At 59.6% G+C, this 19,816-nt stretch carries 20 protein-coding genes and 1 pseudogene; 9 read left to right on the plus strand and 12 right to left on the minus strand.

The features are described 5' to 3' along the window. Positions 1-90: 90 nt before the first annotated feature. Together AC1DVF_RS25815 and AC1DVF_RS25820 are read left to right on the plus strand one after the other, a co-directional pair. The gene (locus AC1DVF_RS25815; protein ID WP_460090130.1) at positions 91-2,145 is read left to right on the plus strand and encodes a S9 family peptidase; all 2,055 of its coding nucleotides are present in this window, start codon (positions 91-93) and stop codon (positions 2,143-2,145) included. 202 nt (positions 2,146-2,347) lie between these two features. Then, positions 2,348-2,821 (plus strand): cyclic nucleotide-binding domain-containing protein, encoded by a 474-nt coding sequence (locus AC1DVF_RS25820; RefSeq protein WP_034153174.1) that lies wholly within the window; start codon positions 2,348-2,350, stop codon positions 2,819-2,821. Here the strand turns inward: AC1DVF_RS25820 and AC1DVF_RS25825 are convergent. Further along, complete coding sequence (locus AC1DVF_RS25825) at positions 2,818-3,102, minus strand: hypothetical protein (RefSeq protein ID WP_093438214.1); 285 nt, start codon at positions 3,100-3,102, stop codon at positions 2,818-2,820. The two genes, AC1DVF_RS25820 and AC1DVF_RS25825, sit on opposite strands and share 4 nt — an antisense overlap. Before the next feature lie 79 nt (positions 3,103-3,181). Between AC1DVF_RS25825 and AC1DVF_RS25830 the strand changes: the two genes are divergently transcribed. The 4 genes from AC1DVF_RS25830 (at position 3,182) to AC1DVF_RS25845 (ending at position 5,410) form a co-directional block, all read left to right on the plus strand. After that, a complete protein-coding gene (locus AC1DVF_RS25830; protein WP_186622708.1) occupies positions 3,182-3,868 on the plus strand; it encodes a spermidine synthase in 687 nt (228 codons plus the stop codon). Positions 3,869-3,916: 48 nt separating this feature from the next. After that, the gene (locus tag AC1DVF_RS25835) at positions 3,917-4,288 is read left to right on the plus strand and encodes a YajD family HNH nuclease (protein WP_007911336.1); all 372 of its coding nucleotides are present in this window, start codon (positions 3,917-3,919) and stop codon (positions 4,286-4,288) included. Positions 4,289-4,480: 192 nt separating this feature from the next. Next, entirely contained in the window at positions 4,481-4,951 is a 471-nt protein-coding gene (locus AC1DVF_RS25840; protein WP_007911337.1) for an RNA methyltransferase, read from the plus strand. An 81-nt stretch (positions 4,952-5,032) separates the two neighbouring features. After that, positions 5,033-5,410: a YgaP family membrane protein gene (locus tag AC1DVF_RS25845; protein WP_093438222.1), complete on the plus strand. Its 378-nt coding sequence runs from the start codon at positions 5,033-5,035 to the stop codon at positions 5,408-5,410. 103 nt (positions 5,411-5,513) lie between these two features. Here the strand turns inward: AC1DVF_RS25845 and AC1DVF_RS25850 are convergent, their stop codons facing one another. Both AC1DVF_RS25850 and AC1DVF_RS25855 read right to left on the minus strand, forming a co-directional pair. Continuing rightward, positions 5,514-6,743: a hypothetical protein gene (locus AC1DVF_RS25850; protein WP_460090129.1), complete on the minus strand. Its 1,230-nt coding sequence runs from the start codon at positions 6,741-6,743 to the stop codon at positions 5,514-5,516. Positions 6,744-6,777: 34 nt separating this feature from the next. Beyond that, complete coding sequence (locus tag AC1DVF_RS25855; protein ID WP_093438229.1) at positions 6,778-7,227, minus strand: YcgN family cysteine cluster protein; 450 nt, start codon at positions 7,225-7,227, stop codon at positions 6,778-6,780. A 279-nt stretch (positions 7,228-7,506) separates the two neighbouring features. On the opposite strand from AC1DVF_RS25855, the gene AC1DVF_RS25860 reads away from it, so the two are divergent. Next, positions 7,507-8,100: a nitroreductase family protein gene (locus tag AC1DVF_RS25860; RefSeq protein WP_477783368.1), complete on the plus strand. Its 594-nt coding sequence runs from the start codon at positions 7,507-7,509 to the stop codon at positions 8,098-8,100. Positions 8,101-8,188: 88 nt separating this feature from the next. Here the strand turns inward: AC1DVF_RS25860 and AC1DVF_RS25865 are convergent. From AC1DVF_RS25865 to AC1DVF_RS25880, 4 genes and pseudogenes are all read right to left on the minus strand, one after another. Continuing rightward, a pseudogene (locus AC1DVF_RS25865) lies at positions 8,189-9,019 on the minus strand (D-2-hydroxyacid dehydrogenase); the annotation flags it as partial. A 104-nt stretch (positions 9,020-9,123) separates the two neighbouring features. Continuing rightward, positions 9,124-9,417 carry a YcgL domain-containing protein gene (locus AC1DVF_RS25870; protein WP_093438239.1) on the minus strand — a complete coding sequence of 98 codons (294 nt, stop codon included), beginning with the start codon at positions 9,415-9,417 and terminating at the stop codon, positions 9,124-9,126. After that, complete coding sequence (rnd, locus tag AC1DVF_RS25875) at positions 9,414-10,547, minus strand: ribonuclease D (protein ID WP_093438244.1); 1,134 nt, start codon at positions 10,545-10,547, stop codon at positions 9,414-9,416. Before rnd ends, AC1DVF_RS25870 begins: the two co-directional genes overlap by 4 nt. 163 nt (positions 10,548-10,710) lie before the next feature. Next, positions 10,711-12,360, minus strand: a complete 1,650-nt coding sequence (locus AC1DVF_RS25880) for a phosphoethanolamine transferase (RefSeq protein ID WP_099758265.1) — start codon at positions 12,358-12,360, stop codon at positions 10,711-10,713. A 412-nt stretch (positions 12,361-12,772) separates the two neighbouring features. Here AC1DVF_RS25880 and AC1DVF_RS25885 point away from each other — a divergent pair, with 412 nt between their 5' ends. Next, positions 12,773-13,957 (plus strand): cyanate transporter, encoded by a 1,185-nt coding sequence (locus tag AC1DVF_RS25885; RefSeq protein WP_477783369.1) that lies wholly within the window; start codon positions 12,773-12,775, stop codon positions 13,955-13,957. A 185-nt stretch (positions 13,958-14,142) separates the two neighbouring features. After that, a complete protein-coding gene (locus AC1DVF_RS25890) occupies positions 14,143-15,078 on the plus strand; it encodes a LysR family transcriptional regulator (RefSeq protein ID WP_093438259.1) in 936 nt (311 codons plus the stop codon). Between the two features lie 3 nt (positions 15,079-15,081). Here AC1DVF_RS25890 and AC1DVF_RS25895 read toward each other — a convergent pair whose 3' ends face one another. The 5 genes from AC1DVF_RS25895 to AC1DVF_RS25915 form a co-directional block, all read right to left on the minus strand. Next, positions 15,082-15,447, minus strand: a complete 366-nt coding sequence (locus AC1DVF_RS25895; protein ID WP_093438263.1) for a 5-carboxymethyl-2-hydroxymuconate Delta-isomerase — start codon at positions 15,445-15,447, stop codon at positions 15,082-15,084. Between the two features lie 187 nt (positions 15,448-15,634). After that, the gene (locus tag AC1DVF_RS25900) at positions 15,635-16,555 is read right to left on the minus strand and encodes a LysR substrate-binding domain-containing protein (RefSeq protein ID WP_093438267.1); all 921 of its coding nucleotides are present in this window, start codon (positions 16,553-16,555) and stop codon (positions 15,635-15,637) included. A gap of 73 nt (positions 16,556-16,628) precedes the next feature. After that, a complete protein-coding gene (locus AC1DVF_RS25905) occupies positions 16,629-18,725 on the minus strand; it encodes a DUF6311 domain-containing protein (RefSeq protein ID WP_477783370.1) in 2,097 nt (698 codons plus the stop codon). Continuing rightward, positions 18,722-19,108 (minus strand): GtrA family protein, encoded by a 387-nt coding sequence (locus tag AC1DVF_RS25910; RefSeq protein ID WP_093438275.1) that lies wholly within the window; start codon positions 19,106-19,108, stop codon positions 18,722-18,724. The genes AC1DVF_RS25905 and AC1DVF_RS25910 overlap by 4 nt, the downstream gene beginning before the upstream one ends. Then, positions 19,105-19,815 (minus strand): class I SAM-dependent methyltransferase, encoded by a 711-nt coding sequence (locus AC1DVF_RS25915; protein WP_093438280.1) that lies wholly within the window; start codon positions 19,813-19,815, stop codon positions 19,105-19,107. The genes AC1DVF_RS25910 and AC1DVF_RS25915 overlap by 4 nt, the downstream gene beginning before the upstream one ends. Between the last annotated feature and the right edge of the window lies 1 nt (position 19,816).

Raw genomic sequence — 19,816 nt, forward strand, 5'->3', positions numbered from 1 at the left:
CCTTCGCGAGCAAGCTCGCTCCCACAGGGGGCTGCGGCGGTTTCAAGATCCGCGAAAACCCTTATTCCGTAAATTGTCCGAGAGCCTTTCATGCCCGAATCCGCCAACGTCCTCAGTGCCCCGATTGCCCACAAGGCGCCCGGTGCCGACCCGTATGCCTGGCTGCAGGAGCGCGACACCGACGCGGTACTCGATTACCTCAAGGCCGAAAACGCCTACCAGGAAGCGCAAACCGCCGATCAGGCCGAGCTGCGTGAAAGCCTGTTCGAAGAGATCAAGGGCCGGATTCTGGAAACCGACCTGTCCCTGCCCTCGCCGTGGGGCCCTTACCTGTATTACACGCGCACCACAGCGGGCGATGAATACGCCCGGCATTACCGCTGCCCGCGTCCGGCGGACGACAGCCTGAGCCTCGATGAAAGTCGCGAACAACTGCTGCTCGACCCGAATGTACTGGCCAACGGCGGTTTCTTCTCGCTGGGTGCATTCAGTATCAGCCCGGATCACCAGCGTCTGGCCTACAGCGTCGACGCTTCGGGCGATGAGATTTACACGTTGTTTGTCAAGGAACTGGCCAACGACAAAGTCAGCGAACTGGAATTCGAAGACTGCGACGGCAGCATGACCTGGGCCAACGACAGCCTGACCCTGTTCTTCGGCGTACTCGACGACACCCATCGTCCACACAAGCTGTTCCGTTACCGCCTCGACGGCACCGCTGCCGAAGAAGTTTTCCACGAGCCGGACGGGCGTTTCTTCCTGCACTGCTACCGTTCCAGTTCCGAGCAGCAACTGCTGTTGTCGCTGGGCAGCAAGACCACCAGCGAAGTCTGGGCGCTCGACGCCCACCAGCCGCACCTGCCGTTCACTTGCCTGGCGCCGCGGGTCGAGGATCATGAATATGATGTCGATCACGGCCTGCTCGATGGCCTGTGGACGTGGTTTATCCGCACCAACCGTGACGGCATCAACTACGCGCTGTATCAGGCACCGGACAGCGGCACCGCGCCGACCGAAGCCGACTGGCAGAACCTGATCCCCCACAGCGATACGGTGATGCTCGATGGCGTCAGCCTCAACACCGAGGCCATGACCCTGAGCCTGCGCGAGGGCGGCCTGCCGATCATAGAAGTTCACCCACACGGTCTGGCGCCGTATCGCGTGCAATTGCCGGACGCGGCCTACAGTCTCTATGTGCAAAACAGCCTGGAGTTCGAGAGCGACCGCATTCGCCTGCGCTATGAGGCGTTGAACCGTCCGGCGCAAGTTCGCCAACTGATCCTCGCCAGCGGCGAACAAGCAGTGTTGAAAGAAACCCCGGTGCTCGGCCCGTTCGACGCCGATGCCTACGTCAGCCAACGCCTGTGGGCGACTGCGCCGGACGGTACGCAAGTACCGATCAGCCTGGTGATGAAGCGCGACATGGTTGGCAAAGCCGTGCCGCTGTATCTCTACGGTTATGGCGCTTACGGTTCGAGCCTTGATCCGTGGTTTTCCCACGCCCGCCTGAGCCTTCTGGATCGTGGCATGGCCTTCGCGATTGCGCATGTGCGCGGCGGCGGTGAATTGGGCGAGGCCTGGTATCGCGCCGGTAAGCAGGAACACAAACACAACACCTTCAGCGACTTCATTGCCTGCGCCGAATTTCTGATCCTCAACGGCATTACCACGGCCGATAAACTGGCGATCAGCGGCGGCAGCGCGGGTGGTTTGCTGATTGGCGCGGTGCTCAACCAGCGTCCGGATCTGTTCGGCGTGGCAATTGCTGAAGTGCCGTTCGTCGATGTGCTCAATACCATGCTCGACCCGGAACTGCCGCTGACCGTTACCGAGTACGACGAGTGGGGCAATCCCGAAGAGCCGGAGGTTTACGAGCGGATCAAGGCTTATGCGCCGTACGAAAACGTCAGTGCGCAGGATTATCCAGCGACGCTGGTGATCGCCGGTTACAACGACAGCCGCGTGCAGTACTGGGAAGCGGCCAAGTGGGTGGCGAAACTGCGTGCATCCAAAACCGACGACAACGTGCTGCTGCTCAAGACTGAACTGGGCGCCGGGCATGGCGGGATGAGCGGGCGTTATCAGGGATTACGTGACGTAGCACTCGAATACGCATTTGTTTTCAAGGTTCTGGGTCTGGCCTGAGGAACTCCGTCGGTCACTTGGGTCTTAATTGCAGACCCAAGAGGCCGATACCCCACAGATCCCCAGTAGGAGTGAGCCTGCTCGCGATAACGGTATGTCAGTTAAAGATGATTTGAATGACCGACCGCTATCGCGAGCTGGCTCACTCCTACAAGGGACCGTGTGAAGCCTGAAACAGTGAAAACAAAAAGACCGTGACGACATGTCAGAACCGACCTTCCTGAACAACGAAATCCGCGACTGGCTGATGGACTGTGGCCTGTTCGATCAATTGCAGCTGGCCGACTTTGCGGCCGCTTCCGGCTACTTCAGCATCAGCACCGTGGCTGAAGGCGAGGCGATTTTCCGCGAGGGCGATGCCGGCAGTTTCATGTGCATCCTCCACACCGGCCAGGTCGCCGTGCAGAAAACCGGCCCCGATGGCCAGGTAATCACCATGGCCACCCTGCGCAGCGGTCGGGCCTTCGGCGAAATGGCCGTGCTCGATGGCGAACGACGCTCGGCAACGTGCGTGGCGGCGACAAACTGTCAGCTATTGAACCTCGGCAAGGATTCGCTGGAAAAAATGCTCAACGACGCGCCGAAGATCGCCGCGAAGATCATCCGCGCCCTCGCCGTCTCGCTGTCGAAACGCCTGCGCATGGCCGACGGTCAACTGGCGGCGCAACAGGTTTAACCGCCGGGGTTTTTCGCTTTGGTGCCGCCTGGCTCAATGCCCGGCACCGGTTGATCCTTGCTCGGCGGGCTGGGCATTTCAATCGGCACCAGCGGCGGGCTGCCACTGCCAGCGCCAGACTTGGGAATGTTGATCGGCGTGATCTGCGGATACGGTGTCGGTGTAGCGGTGCCAGGCGAGCCGGGTTGCGGCGCCGGGCTGACTGGAACGACCTGCTGCGCCTGCACTGCAGTAATCGAGAGCGCGGCCAGGGCAATGACCGTTAGAATGGTGCGCTTCATCAAGGGCTCCGTTTGGCCTTAGTCTGCGCTCAGGCTACTCCCAACGGGCCTGCTTGCCTTCCCCCTTGTAGAGATTTCCATGAAACGTTTCGTTCTGCTCGACACCACCCCGATCCCTGAAAGCGGCGGTGCCCTGTGCCTGTTCGAGTATGGCGAGGATTTTGTCATCAAGATCCAGGGCGGCGACGGCGGACAATTGATGAACACGCGCATGCACGGTTCCGAAGATGCGCTGGCCGAAATTCCGTGCCGCAAGGTCGCTGGCCGGCCGAATTCGCGGGTGCTGATCGGCGGTCTGGGCATGGGGTTCACCCTCGCCTCCGCGCTCAAGCATCTGGGCAAGACTGCCGAAGTGGTGGTCGCGGAGCTGGTCCCCGGCGTGGTCGAGTGGAACCGTGGCCCGCTCGGCGAAAAGTCCGGTCGACCGCTGCTGGATCCGCGCACGGTGATCCGTCAGGAAGACGTGGCCAAGGTCCTGCAAAGTGAGCAGAACGGTTTCGACGCAATCATGCTCGACGTCGACAACGGCCCCGAAGGCCTGACCCAGAAAGCCAACAGCTGGCTGTACTCCGCCGCTGGTCTGAATGCCTGCGCCAAAGCCCTGCGCCCGAAAGGCGTGCTAGCGGTGTGGTCGGCCAGCGCCGACCGGCTGTTTTCCGACAAATTGAAGAAGGCCGGTTTCAAGGCCGAAGAAGTCCAGGTCTTCGCCCACGGCAACAAGGGCACGCGCCACACGATCTGGATTGCCGAGAAGCTCAAGGGCTGAGCTAAACTCTGCGTATAACCGTCATCAGTCTTTTACAAAGGTGAACCCATGAGTTCGTCCACCCCAACCAACACGTCGAAGCTGGATCGCATCCTCGCCGACAACCAGCGCGACAAGGAAATGGGCTACCGCGACAAAGCCCTGAAGATGTACCCGCACGTCTGTGGCCGCTGTACCCGTGAGTTTTCCGGCAAGCGCCTGAGCGAACTGACCGTGCACCACCGCGACCACAACCACGACAACAACCCGCAGGACGGCTCGAACTGGGAGCTGTTGTGCCTGTATTGCCACGACAACGAACACTCGCGCTATACCGACCAGCAGTATTTCAGCGAAGGCTCGCTGAGCACGCCGAAGATCGCCAAGGCGACGCATAACCCGTTTGCTGCCCTCGCCGGCCTCATGAAGAAAGAAGATTAAAGTTCTTCATTGGCCTGACTGGCCCCTTCACGAGCAAGCTCGCTCCCACAGTGGTTTTGTGTATGACACCGATCCAGTGTGGGAGCGAGCTTGCTCGCGAAGGCGGCCGCTCAGGCACCGCCATTCCATGATCTGACCACAACCGTTCAATCCCCGTATAATCGCGCTCTTTTTCCCGAAGGCACCCCGCTCGTGGCAGACAAACGGTACAGCTGCATTGGTTTGTATAACCCCAAATCACCGGAAAACGTCGGTTCGGTGATGCGCGCCGCAGGCTGCTACGGCGTGGCGTCGGTGTTCTACACCGGCAAGCGTTATGAACGCGCCGCCGACTTCGTCACCGACACCAAACGCGTGCACTACGACATCCCGCTGATCGGTATCGACGATCTGAAAAAGATCCTCCCGCTCAACTGCGTGCCCGTCGCCGTGGAACTGGTCGAAGGCGCCCGCCCGCTGCCGGAATACACCCACCCGGATCGCGCCCTGTATATCTTCGGCCCCGAAGACGGTTCGCTGGACAAAGAGATCCGCGACTGGTGCGAAGACGTCGTGTACATCCCGACCACCGGCTGCATGAACCTCGCCGCCACGGTCAACGTCGTGCTTTACGACCGCATGGCCAAGGGCTTGAACACCCGCTCCGGGCCCAAATTCCGCTGAAACATCGCAGATCCGATGGAACGAGCTGACCGCTCCGGCAGTCAGCTTGTTTATCCATTACTCATTGCCTGGAGAAAGATCATGACCGAGCTCAAACGTGTCGAACGTATCGAATCCACCCCGTTCCAGAGCCGTTCCGAGCAGAACGTCGAAGGCTGGGAGCGCATCGGCTCGCTGGCGGGCGGCGTGATCATGGTCGGCAAGGGCCTGCGCCGTGGCGGTGTGTTCGGTTTGATTCAGGTGGCGATTGGCGGCGTGGCCATGGCGCGCGGGATTACCGGGCACAGCTCGATGAAAAGCCTGATCGAGAAGAGTCGTCAGGACATGAACAATGTGCGGGCGAAGATCGAACGGGCCGGGGAAGAGTTGAGCAAGCTGAAAGCCAATGCCGAGGCGGCGACCAGCACCGCCACCGTGACCGGCAATGATTCGGTGAAATCGCCGAAAGCCGGGGTTTGATCCAAGAGTTGCGGTGGGGCTAATGACCCCTTCGCGAGCAGGCTCGCTCCCACCTTTTGAAATGCATTTCCCTGTGGGAGCGAGCCTGCTCGCGGAAGCGGTATTACTGAAGCAACGCGGTATCAAGGACTTTCGAGGACTCGCCGAGCACGCTCTCGGCCAGTTGCACAAATTCCTTGGTGCTCACTGTCCCCAAATGCATCGCCCCCCGCAACACATCATCCAGCGAGCGCTTGTTGCGTGTCTTCAGGCGAATCTCGCCATCCAGCTCCTGCAACAGCACCACCGCTTTCGCCACCTGCGCCGGGCTGATCTGCTCGCCGCGCAACGTCGTGACTTTCTGGCCGTCCCTGGCCAGCTTCGTCTGTAGCGCCTGATAACGTTCATCGCTCATGCCGCCGGCACGGCGCACCAGTTCAATGGCGTAATACTCGGCAAAACCCTCGCTGATCCAGTCGCTGCGCTGCTCGTCGTTAATCCGCCCGAACACCTGCGCCAGCTCGCGCACCAGCGCACTGTTGCCGCTTTCGCTGACCAGCGGCAATCGCGTGTTCACGTAGATGGATTCATGTGCGCCGAGGCTGCCGCGCCACATCGGGTCATTGGCACCGACGATCAACAGTTTAGCCGGATGGCGTGGATAAACCGCCTGCACCTGCGGCCAGACGAACGTAAGCAGGGTCAGCACGTCCATCCGGCGCATGCCCTGCCCTTGCGGCGAAGCCACGGTGACTTCGGTTTCGCCCAGGCGCGTACGGCGGCTGCCGAGATGGCCGGCGAGCATCCAGCCCGTCGGACGATCAAACAGGCGTGACGGGTTGTCGATGCGGAATTTGTTCTTGCCGATACGCGGCCAGGCGGTTTCGATACTTTTCCAGCCATCGGGCAATTCGAATTGCAGGCGCGCGACCAGTTCGGTGCCGTCCTGCTGATCGAGTTTGGCTGGCGGCACCAGTTCATCGCCACGCATCAATGCCCAGCTGGGGGTCATGCGGGTGTCGAAACTGCCGTTCTTGCGTCCGTGGCTGATGCGCACGCGGTAAGTCAGGCTGGCCTTGTCACTGGTCGGGCGCCAGACGCCCCGGGCGTTTTTGCCGGGGGTCAGCAGCCATTGGCCGTCTGCCTTGAAGTCGCTGTAATGGCTGCCGTCGCCAAGGTCGAAATCGAGACTGCGCACCGCCTCGCCTTTGCCCAGGGTCAGGCGCACCTCGGCCTGATCGCTTTGCGGCAACAGGCGCACGTGATAATCCAGATCGACTTTCTTCGCCGCCCACACCGGGGCGCTTAGCGCCAGCAGCGCCATCATCAACGCTCGCTGCAATCCGACAGCCATACGCACTCCTTGGTAAAGCTTGAATCAGCAGGTATCAGCCCGCGCGGAAAATCAGGTGATCTTCCCAGTCATCCTCCGGCACGCTGCCTTCGGCGAGCATGCGCCCGGACTGGGAAATCCGCTCGTGGTGCACCGCGTCGCGATCGCCGCAGACCAGGTGGTGCCACAACGGTAGATCCTTGCCCTCGCTGACCAGTCGATAACCGCAGGTCGGCGGCAGCCATTTGAACTCTTCGGCCTGCCCCGGGGTGAGCTGGATGCAGTCCGGGACAAACTTGATGCGGTTCGGATAATCGCTGCACTGGCAGGTTTTCAGGTCCAGCAGTTTGCAGGCAATGCGCGTGTAATAAACGCTGTTGTCCTCCTCATCCTCAAGCTTTTGCAGGCAGCACAGCCCACAGCCGTCGCACAGCGATTCCCATTCCTGGTGATCGAGTTGATCGAGGGTTTTGCGTTTCCAGAACGGTTCGACTTTGGCGGCCATGGCTCAAGCATCAACATCAGGTGGTGAAAAGGCCGCCAGTCTAGTGCCCAAGGCCTTGCGGGCCAAGCGCCGGCGACTGCCGGTTGCGCGGGGCTTGTCAGTTTTTGTGGCGGCGCGTAGCTTTGCCAGTCGCAAGGAGCCTTGCCCGCAAGCCATTAACGCTCGACCGCGTTGCATTGTGGTGAACCCTCAGGCTCGGAAAACCCCATCGCTCAGCGCAACTGATCCCGCCGGGTTTTCATTCAAATCCCTGACTCAAACGTAGCAAGGAATCTCTTGATGAGTGCCAACCCACGCGTTGCCGATTACGCCATTCACCCGCAATTCACCGACCGCTGGTCGCCGCGCGCCTTCACTGGCGAAGCGATCCCGGAAGAAACCCTGCTGAGCTTCTTCGAAGCCGCACGCTGGGCGCCCTCGGCGTACAACTCGCAGCCTTGGCGTTTCCTCTATGCGCGTCTCGATACGCCAAACTGGGAGCGTTATCTGGGTCTGCTCAACGAATTCAACCGTAGCTGGGCGCAGCATGCCTCGGCCTTGGTAATCGTGATTTCGAAAACCACCTTCACTGCACCAGGCGCCACTGAAGAAACCCCGGCGCTGTGGCATACCTTCGACACCGGCTCGGCGTGGGGCCATCTGGCGCTGCAAGCAAGCCTCAGTGGCTGGCACACCCACGGCATGGCCGGGTTCGATCAGGAACTGACGCGCAAGGAGCTGAACATTCCTGAAGGTTATGCGCTGCATGCGGCCGTTGCCGTCGGCAAGCTCGGTGACAAGGCAACGCTGGCTGAATACCTGCAGGCCCGTGAAGAGCCGAGCCCGCGCCGCCCGCTGAATGAACTGGCGGCGGAAGGCGACTTCACCCTCTAAGCCACAGCGCAAAACCAAGTGTAGGAGTGAGCCTGCTCGCGATGAGGCCGTGTCAGTCGACATTAATGCTGTCTGACACACCGCCATTCGGCGCCGAACTGTGCCCGGTCAGCAGCAAGCCCCAAGCGGTCCAGAATGGATGGCGTTGCGGCAGTGGCTCCTGACGGCAAACGTCGATCACCGCCCCCGCCAGATGGCCTTCCTTCAACGCTTCCACCAGGTCGGCATCGACCACCGCGACACCGCGCCCGGCGTTGATGAACAACCCGGTTGGCTTGAATTGCTTGAACAGCGCCGCGTCGTAGATATCGTGGGTGTGTTCGGTGTTCGGCAGCAGATTGACCACGTAATCCACTTCACCCACCAGTCGCGGCAGATCAGCCATCGAACCGACCTCGACAAACGGCGCCTGCTCACGGGCGCTGCTGGCAATCCCGTACAGCTCTATGCCGAACGGCAGCAGGAACTGCGCGACACTCTGGCCGATATCGCCGGTGCCGACGATCAGCACTTTGCGCCCGACCAGGCTCTGGCCGCTGCGGTTGTCCCATTTACGCTCGACCTGGCTGACCAGTCGCGCCAGCACTTCGCGCTCATGGCCAAGAATGTAGGTCAGCACATACTCGGCCATCACCTGACCGAAAATCCCCACTGCACGGGTCAAACGGTAATCGCGGCGCAAGCCGTCAGCGAGCAAAGGTGTGATACCGGCCCAGGTCGATTGCAGCCATTGTGGCTGGTGCCCCTGGCGCAACAGAGTCGCGAGCAAATCCGGCTGCCCCAGCCACACCGGACAATCGGCGGCCTGACGGGCCAGCTCGGCGGAATCACCGCTGGTCAGTACTTCAAGCTCGGGTGCTGCCTGACGCAGCAGCCGGGCGTATATCGCGTGGTCGTGTTCGGCAATCAGAACGCGCATCTTCAAACCTTTCGCAAACCGTGCAGACAGCCGCCGGATTCGGGCGGCCATCGCGGTAAAAACAGTTCCAGGGTAAACCGAGACTCAGAACAGAGCCGCGCAGATCAGACCGGGTCGTTGCGTCGCAGCAACTCTTCGGGCAAGTGCTCGATGTACTCGTCCTCGGCCGGCGGCATTTGCAGGTGGTAGCCCTGCTTGTCGAGGTTTTCCAGGACCACGACGATGTCCTCGCTGGCCAGTTTGCGCTCAGGCGTCAACACCAGACTGAAGGCAAATATGGCTTTGCCGAAAGCCGCCATCAGGGCCTCGGGCACGCGTTCCAGCTCATCGCTCTTGAGCACATAGAGATACATGCCCTTGCGCTTCGAGCTTTGGTAAATAGAGCAAATACGTTTCAAGGCTGTTCTCCGGCGGTGGCCAGGCTGTCGAGCAGCTTCTGGCCCATGAGTTCGCGGCGCCAGCCACGCAACGACTCAGGCAATTGGTAAGGACCCTCGGGGTAGCCACTTTTGACCAGGGCTTCGAGGGTTTTCTTGCGCAGCATCAGTTCCGGGGCAATGCCCAGGCGCTCGGCCTCAGCCTGGCCCAATGCGCGCAATTGTTTGATCAACGCGGCGGCTTCGATCGGCAAGGGCTCCGCTACGGCGGGCGGCCATTGATCAGGCCCCACACTGCCAGAGCGCTTGATCAGATCAAGCAGAAATTGGCCGTCCTGACGCACGGTACGCGGGTGCATGTCTTCGATTTTGCCCAGCGCCGCGAGGTTGTCCGGTTGCGTGCGGGCCAGTGGCCACAGCGAATGCTCGCGGACGATGCGGTTGCGCGGCAGATCGCGGGCGCGGGCTTCCTTTTCCCGCCAGGCGCACAGTTCACGCAGAACCGCCAGTTGCGCACGCGAGAGTTTCCACGCCAGTTTGGCCTCGCGATAGACCTCGTACGGGTCGGTTTCACGGCGCAGGTTGGCGACCAGCTCAGCGCCGTCCTCCAGCACCCAGGCGAATTTGTCGTCAGACAGTTTCGGTCGCAGCTGTACGAAAACCTCCGCCAGATGCACGGCATCTTCGGCGGCGTAGCTGATTTGCGTCTCGGACAACGGACGCTGCAACCAGTCGGAACGGGTCTCGCCCTTCGGCAGTTCAATGCCGAGCACTTCCTGCACCAGTCGCGAATAACCCATCGAGAACCCGAGGTTCAGGTAAGCGGCGGCCAGTTGCGTGTCGAACATCGGGGCCGGCAGGCTGCCGGTCAGGCGCAACAGCACTTCGAGGTCTTCGCTGCAGGCGTGCAGGACTTTGAGTACCGCCGGGTTCTCCAGCAACGCAGCCAGCGGTTGCCAGGCATTGATGGTCAGCGGATCGATCAGGTAGGCGCGTTTGCCGTCGCCCACCTGCAACAGGCCGGCAATCGGGTAGAAGGTGTCGACCCGCATGAATTCGGTGTCGAGGGCAACGAACGGCAGCTGCTGCCACTCGGCGCAAAACTGCGCGAGGCTTTCGTTGTCGCGAATCCAGTGAATATCGATGGCCACACGGCTCTCCCTTGAAGAATGGCGCGCAGTATATATCGCCACTGGCGATTTACGCGCCTGTGAAGGGCAAGAGCTGTAACGAAATGTCCTGCCAGAGAGCAAGAATAGTCTGACAAAAGAAGCAGAAAGCCCCGTCGTATCAGAACGACGGAGCCGATTGGCCTCAGTCCTTGGCGAGTACGCCGTCGATCACCGCACCACGGCAACCGGCAAACATGTCCAGACCCGGCTGATAGACCTTGCTCCTGACCTCAAGCAGGCCAAGCATCGAGTGGAACAGGTTGTCCTGGCTCAGTGGTTTGTCGCGGCTCATTTGCAGGCAATGCGTGTCGACCGAATAAGCCTTCTGATAGTTATCGGAGAACCACGCCAGCATCGCTACATGCTTTTGTTGCTCTGGCGCCAACATGTAAGGCGTACCGTGCAGGAACAAGTTGTACTCGCCCAGCGACTCACCGTGGTCCGACAGGTACAACATCGCGGTATCAACTTTGTCCTGATTAATGCGCAATACATCGATCAGGCTCGACAGCACGTGATCGGTATACACCAGCGTGTTGTCGTAACCGTTGACGATACTTTCGCGGCTGCAATTGTTCAGCGCGTTACTTTCACACACCGGGGTGAAGTGCTCGTATTCCTTGGGATAACGCTTGAAGTATTCCGGGCCGTGACTGCCCATCTGGTGCAAAACCAGCACGGTGTCCTTGTCCAGATGGTCGATAAAACTTTGCAGACCTTGCAGGAGGATTTCGTCGCGGCATTCGCTGTTGGCACACAGCGCCGGGTCTTTCAGGTTGCTGACATCTTGCAGGGTGACCCGGTCGCAAGTGCCTTTGCAGCCGGACTGGTTGTCACGCCAGATCACATCGATACCGGCACGTTTGAGCACATCGAGCAGGCCTTCCTCATTCTTCGCCTTGCTGGCGTCATAATCCTTGCGGCCCATGTTGGAGAACATGCACGGCACCGATACCGCCGTTTCCGTCCCGCAGGAATGCACGTCAGTGAAAGCGATCAGGCCGGCTTCCTTATCGAGTGTCGGCGTGGTGTCACGGTGGTAACCGAGGATGCCGAAGTTCTCCGCCCGGGCACTTTCACCCACCACCAGCACGGTCAGCGATTTACGCGGTTGAAGCTTCACATCCGGATTGCGCTCGGCGTCCTCGCCGATCTTGATGAATGGCTGCCGCGCCGAGACCACTTGCTCACGTAGATAACCCGCCGAAGCACCGATGTAATTACTGGGCACCAGCATCAAGCGAATTTCGTGGTGATTGCGAAACAGCGATGACAAGCCCTGATAGTTGGCCAGCGCCACCCCACCAATCACCGCCACAGAAGCAACACCGACAATAACTTTGCTGATTAACTCACGGTGCCATCGACGATAGTTGACTGGCACTTTCCACAACAACCAGGACGGTAATACACCGAGCAACAGAATATAAGCAAACAACTTCAACGAGAGCAGATCACGCACTTCCGTTGCATTGGTTTCGGCAAAGTTGCGAAACATGCCGGCATCGATCATGACGCCATATTGACTCATGAAATAAGCCACGCCGGCGCTGATCAGAAATATCAGGGTCAACAGCGGCTTGAGCAACGGACGGAATGCCAGAAGCGTCAGCACGATGTTGAATGCCGCAAGGATCATCACCCCGAACGCCACGCGCATGGCGATGCCCTTGCCATCGGCGGCGGTGATCTCGAACAGGTGCTGCCAAAGGACAAAATTGCAGCCAATTAAAAGAAAGGCGCTGGCAATCAACGTCACCCATTCCGGGCGCACGGCTTTTAACTTCAACATAGAAATGGGCGATTCCTGAAAAGAAGAGCCTCGGTCAATGACAGAAATTTCGATTGTGAAAATTTCATTAACTAAGGCACGAGAAACTTTAAGCAGGCAACCATCAATTTTTTGTGAAAAAGACGCCAACGATTAGTTGGCTTTCGGCAAAGCGATGAAACGTGTGACGTATTTGAGAATGGTTCGGGTTTTATTCAGAAAAACAGCACGGCTGTCCATTGTGGGAGCGAGTCTGCTCGCGAAGAGGCCGGCACATTCAACACTTTTGCCGACAGACAATCCGCTTTCGCGAGCAGGCTCGCTCCCACAGAGAGTGGGAATATCGACTTTTTAAATACTGCTGTGGGTTTTCTGGTTTGCCCGGACCAGACCGCTCCGCGCTTAATCATCTGCCCCACCCAAAGGTCTGATGATGGAAAACGTCCGCGCTACCGCTCGCCCCGCTGTCTGGTTGATGCTCGCGATCATGCTCGTCGCCCTCAATCTGCGTCCATCGATGGCGGCGCTGGGTCCGTTACTGTCGGCCATTCGCACTGACATCCCGCTGAGTTTCAGCGTCGCGTCGCTGCTGACCATGCTGCCAGTGATGGCGATGGGTCTGGCGATGTTTTTCGGCATTGGCATCAGTCAGCGGCTGGGCGAACAACGGACGGTGTTGCTGTCCTTGCTGATCATTGGCCTGGCGACGCTGTCGCGGCTGTTTATCGAATCGGCAGCCGAAATGATCGTCAGCGCGGTGCTGGCTGGCGTCGGCATTGCGTTGATTCAGGCATTGATGCCGACGCTGATCAAATCGCGCTTCGCCGACAATGTCGCGCTGTGCATGGGTTTATATGTCACGTCGATCATGGGTGGAGCGGCCATTGCGGCCTCGTTCGCACCGCTGGTGATGCTGCAAACCGGGAGCTGGCGCGGCGGTTTGGCGATCTGGGCGATCCTGGCATTCATCGCGCTGCTGTTCTGGTGGTCGCAACGCAACCAGCTGTCCTCCACGGTGACGGCGACAGCCGGCAAGGATTCGTTCTTCAAGTATTCCCGTGCCTGGTTGCTGGCCCTCTTCTTTGGTCTGGGGACAGCGTCCTATACCTGCGTGCTGGCCTGGCTCGCGCCGTACTACGTGGAAAACGGCTGGAGCGAACAGAACGCCGGGCTGCTGTTGGGTTTGCTGACGGCCATGGAGGTGATTTCCGGTCTGGTGGTTCCGGCTATCGCCAATCGCAGCCGGGATCGGCGTGTGATTCTGATGACGCTACTGGCTCTGATCATCGGCGGATTTTGCGGCCTGATCCTCAGCCCGCAACAATTCAGCCTGCTGTGGCCATGCCTGTTGGGGCTGGGCATTGGCGGGTTGTTCCCGATGAGCCTGATTGTCTCGCTTGATCATCTCGACAACCCGCAACGTGCCGGTGGCCTGACTGCATTTGTGCAAGGCATTGGCTATCTGATTGCTGGTCTCTCGCCGCTGATGGCTGGAATGATCCGCGATCAACTGGGCAGCTTCGAGTGGGCGTGGTGGTCGTTGACCGCGGTAATGGTGGTGATGCTGTTGATGGTATGGCGCTTCGATCCCCGGCATTACGCGAGGCACTTTTCCTGATCGGGCTAAAGGCGTCTGGCCATCTTTCTGCGGTTTGCCCCGTGACGTCGTGTTACTAAAACTTTCTGTCCCACAACTGACTGTGAAACGTCCTACAGGGCTTTGTCCTGGCACCATCGTTCCGTTAGGATCATTCGCACACGTTTGCGCGGATTCAGCGCAAGGAGCACAGCGAGACGGAACGGATGCTGAACAGTAACTTGCTTAGAAAGCTCGACATGCAGGATCTCATGGTGTTCGTCGCTGTTTATGAGCAGAGCAGCGTCACCGATGTGTCAGAAACCCTGTTCGTCAGCCAGTCCACGGTCAGCTACTGTTTGAAAAAACTGCGCACCAGTTTCGAAGACGAACTGTTTATCAACACCCGCACCGGCATGCGTCCGACCTACAAGGCCAGCACCATGTACGGGCATGTGCAGAAGATCCTCGAAAGCATCAACCTGTGCCACGCCGGTGCCCCCACGTTCGACCCGACCCGACAAGCCGTCACCTTCAACATCTGCGCCCCGGAATACTTCGAGCAACTGATTCTGCCGCGCCTGCTGAAGCGTTTCGATTTCGATGATTTGCCGGTGATGGTCAACATGCACAAGTTCGAGACCGATGTCCCGGCGGATGAGCTGCGCGACGGCAGCCTCGATCTGGTGATCAGCTTCGGCCCCAACTTCCACCGTCATCACGCTGACCTGAAATCACAAATGCTGCTGGAGGACGATCTGGTCTGCGTCTTCGACAAACGCGCCACGCCACTGGAGCCACGCCTGAGCCTGCAGGCTTTTACCGAACGCCGGCACGTGTTCCCGACGCCATGGACGTCGACCACCAACATGGTCGATGGCTGGCTGGCGCGGCAGGCGCAGAAGCGTCAGATCGTCGCGCGCTCGAACAGCTACAGCGCGGCATTGAAAATGATCACGGGGACCGACTTCATCCTCACCCTGCCGCGCCGTATCCAGCGTTTACTGACCAACGAGGCGGTGTTCAATCACTGCGAGGCGCCAAATGGCTTGCCGGGCTTTACCCTCGACATGCAATGGAGCCAGAGCGTTGATCAGGACAGCGCCAATCTGTGGTTGCGCGAGCAGGTGGTCAAGGTGTGCAGCGAACTCGAAGCGGCCTGAGTCCTACACGCCAATCGCGGTTTTGCTGTAGGACTCGCGATCCATGTCGACCAGTTCGACACACAGCTGCACCTCGACACCGGCCGGCCATTCGCACAGGTCCTGCAAGACTGCCAACAGGCTCTCTGACAACTGCTTCTTGATCTGCGGCGAACGCCCGCTGAGCAGCGCCAGCTTCACATAGACGAAGGCGCGCTCGGCCATGGCGGTTCCGACCTTGAAGGTCTCGACTTTCACCGCACGACTTTTGATATCGAACTCCGCCGCGAACTGACCAGAGCCCACCAGGGTGTTGTTGAGCCGCATCAACGCGACATCGGCGTTCAACTGCGGCAGGTTGGCGGTGTATTCCATGTGCAGGTGTGGCATTGCAGGTCCCCAGTCAGTTGGCAGAAAGGTCGTACATATAGCACAGCTCTGCCCTACCTTCCCGGGGACTTTCACATATCAATGTGGGAGCGAGCTTGCTCGCGAATGCGATCGTTCAGCGACACTTAAGGTGCCTGATACACCGCTTTCGCGAGCAAGCTCGCTCCCACAAAGTGTGTGTTATGGCTCAGGATGGCGTCAGTGGCCGCTCGCTCATGAACTGCTCCAGCCTGGAGCGCAACCAGCGCTCCGCCGGATCGCTGTCGACGTGGCTGAGCCAGACCATCGACAAATCCAGCGTCGGTGTTTTAAACGGAAACGGCTCCTTAAACAGCAATCCGGAAGTGGCCATGGCTGCCGCCGCGTAATCCGGCAGACTGGCAATCAAGTCAGTGCCCGCCAGCAGCGCCGGCAACGCGCTGTATTGCGGCACCGACAGCACCACTTGGCGAGTACGACCGAGTTCGGCCAGCCACTCATCAGCAAAACCACTGACGTTGGCCGTGTGCGAAACCAGTACATGGGGGCGCGCGCAATATTCATCCAGCGTCAGCGGTGTATCACTGGCGTCGGCGCGCAGGATGCTCGGCTGGATGTGCCGCAGCAATTTGCGCTTGGCATTGGCCGGCAGGCCTCGGGTCTGGCTGATGCCGACCGTGATGTCGCCCGCCGCGAGCAGATCGGGGATGCGCCAGTAATCGACGTGTTGCACCACAAACACCACGTTCGGCGCTTCCTGGCGCAGCGCACGCAACAGCGGCGGCAACAGGCCGAATTCGACGTCATCGGACAGACCGATGCGAAACGTCATGGTGCTCACGGCCGGATCGAAATCGCGGGTCAGGCTCAGCGCCACCGACAGCGAATCCAGCGCAGGTTTGAGATGGCGGAAAATATCTTCGGCGCGGGCGGTCGGTTCCATGCGGTGGCCGACGCGGATGAACAGCGGATCATTGAGCATGGTGCGCAAGCGATTGAGCGCCGAGCTGATGGTCGGCTGGCCGAGAAACAGCTTCTCGGCCGCCCGGGTCACGTTGCGTTCGAGCATCAAGGTCTCGAACACCACCATCAGGTTGATGTCAGCCTTGCGTAGTTCATTGCGGTTCATCCATTGCCCCCTGCCCCCCGGAATACCGGCAGTGTAGAAAGGCCGGGGCCCCGGCGTCCATCACCACGCTGCGTCAGTTCACCGTCAGGCGTTTCAAGCCCAGCGCCATGACCCGTGAATCGTCATTGATGCCCAGTTGTTCAGGGCTGATGGCGTCGGGCAATTGCAGCTCGATCGTCAGGCGATCATTGTCTGCCAGATGCTGACGGATCGCAGGACTGATAGGGATCTCCAGATGATTATCCTGATGTTGCACCAGCCGCGTGCTCAGTACCTGCTCGCCATTCAAACTGACAATCACTCGCTGTGCCGGGTGTTGCGGCAAAACGAATGCCATGACCTCCAGCGCAATCGAACGCGCCTCGGGTGACACCCGCAAGTCGACCTGCGCCTGCTGCCCCGCCGACCATGTACCCCAGTTTTCCGGGGTCGACCAACCGCTGGTCAACTGCCGGGCGGAGTAGTTGAAGATCAGCGCCTGACCGGGACGCATCAGTGCCAGCGATGACATTCGGCGTCCTTCATCAGGCACGCTCAGGCACTGCGAACAACGCTTCCAGCCCGGCGCCAGCACCACCAGGCCATCCACTCGGGTCAGCAGATCCGTTTCACTGTTGACGTATCTGGCGGCATCGGCCAGCACGAAGTCGTCAAGGATGTACAACGAGTCGGCATCGTATTGCCCTGATTCGAGCATGTGCTGCGTTTTCTGCCGAGCCTGATCCAGCGCTGTTGAACTCATGCGTCCCAGATAGACCGCGTCGGTTTTCAGACCATGGGTCGCAGCGAAATCGGCAATCACTTGCCAGCGTTCGGACTGATTCTGTGGCATCAGACTGCGCACGTTCGGGTAATGCGCCGCCGCACTCACCCAGAATGGATCACGCATCGGCGTTGGCCATTCTGCGGCGGGCGTCATCATTTTGCTGTTGCGCAAGCCCATCCAGCCGTTGCGCGTGTCGACAATCTGTATCGTCAATGCCAGTGCCAACAACGCGACGACGATACGTGGCCGGTAACCGCGTACCAGCAGGAACATCACCATCAGGATGAGCGCGTACAACACGGGCCAGAACATCCGCCCCGACGCGCGAAAAATATTGGCCAGTTTGAGGGCGATTTTCGGCAGCGGATAGCTGAACGTGTGCGCGCCGACACCGATCTGGTTCGATAGCGCAAACAACGATAAACCGATCAACGCCAGCAACAGCCAAGGGCGAACGCGAAGCTCATCCTTCAGCGGCTGGCGATTTCTCAGCAAGGCAATCAGCGCCAACGGCACCAGCAACAGCACACCCAGCCCCGGATAATTAAAGCCTTCGTAATCGCCGCTGGCTTTTGGCAGATCCGGCAAGATGAACGACCAGCCCGCTGGGTCGAGTGGCGACAACAGGTTCATCCGGTACAACCCGAAACCGCCGGATTGCCCGCCGTCGGCAATGGCGAAGTAACCGGCCTGCCAGCAACACACACTCACCACGGCAAACAGCGAAACGCCTTCAAGCAGCCCCTGACGCCGAGTCAGTTGTTGGCTGAAAGTTTTGCCGAGCAGATCTGCTACCCAGATCAGCGCCACCATCGCCAGCAGGTACGCATGCACCATCGCCGTCACCGCGAGTAACGCGCCCCAGGCCAGGCGTCGTCGAGCCAGGTTCGGCAACAACGCGAGGTACAGCGCCGCCAGAATCAGAAAATGCCCGGACAGGGAAAGGTGTCCGCCCATGCGTAGAAACATCGGCGGTGAAACCACCAGCAAACCGGTACCCAGCAAACGAATCAGCGGATTGCCGGTCATCAGCCCCAGCAGTTTCCAGGCGAACCAGGCTTGCAGCACGAAACACGCCAGCAGCCACAGACCGAAATACTGGAAGGTCGCCGGCAACCACGCATTGAACGGTTTGAACAGCAACGCCAGCAGCGGATTGGAGTCGGAAAAGATGATTGAACTGCCCAGCTCCAGACCATAGGAAGGGTTGAGTCCGAGCGGAAAGGTCCAGGGTGAATGGCGAAAATATTCCCAGCCCAGATAATGCGTCGCCGGATCGCCCTGCTCCAGCCAGGCAATGTTTTGCGGATCCAGCGCTTGCGGCCCGATCACACAGAAAAATGCCAGAACGCCGAGCAGTAAAGGCAACACGCCCAGCGCAGGATGGTTTGGTGAAGCCTTCATCGATAAGTCCAGAAATTGTGCAAGACAAAGGTGAACGCTGGAATCGTCAGTGCCACCGCAACGATGCCCAGCAGATAGTGCAGCCCGGCCATCTGCGCCACCCAGGCGACCAGCATCGCCAATAGAAACCCGCACGCCGACACCAGCAGAAAACGCAGTAACGTTCTGCCATGCAAACGTGCCGAGAAACTCCAGGTGGTATTGATCACGTAGGACATCACCGTCGCCACGATGAACGCCACGCCGTTGGCCAGCGGCGGTTGCGCAGTAATGAAGTTGATGAACAGCACCGCCACCAGCGCATGCAGAGCCGTGACAAACAAACCGGTCACAGCAAAGCGCAAACCGCGCTGGAGCAGCGCTGACTTTTCGGTTGAGGTCACGGTTTTTGCGCCAACACGAAAACACTCAAACCGGCCAGACGGTTGATGCCCATCAACGGCAGTTCAAGACTGCATAGCGTCTTGAGAACACCGTTCACTAGCGGATGATGACGCTTGAGTTGCGAACGCGGCGGCTGGGCTTGCGCGCCTTGCGGCAGCAAGCGCAACGCCGCCGCAATCGGAAACACCGCGCCGAAATAATAGGCACCGCGCTGCACCGTCAAACCGGCATCACGCGCCAGGGTTTCGAACTGCGCCAGGGTGTAACGGCGCTTGTGCTCAAGAAAGTCATCGTGGCCACTCCACAAGAACTGGAATGCCGGTACCGTCATCAGAAACCGGCTGCCCGATGGCACTTTGTCGACGTACATCTTGAGCAGACCGAGGTCATCATCGACATGCTCCAGCACGTCCATCAGCAACACCAGATCGGCCTCGATGGTTTCGATCCCGCGACGGTAGTGCACCGGTTTGCCGGCGGTCGTCGCGCTGGAGTCGGCGGGGTAGCTGATATCCACGCACCATGCTTCGCGTGCATCGGTGTGCGTCAGCAAATGGTGGGAGAAAAATCCCGAGCCGGCACCGACATCGAGGATTCGGCTGATGGGTGCATTTCCCAGCAAACGCCGGGTGGCGGCGGCTTTGGAGCAGTAATACCAGTGCTCGTTGATGGCGTCGCCGAGGATGTCGGTTTCCTTGAGATCCATG

This window comes from Pseudomonas sp. P4_D7 (assembly GCF_056401755.1).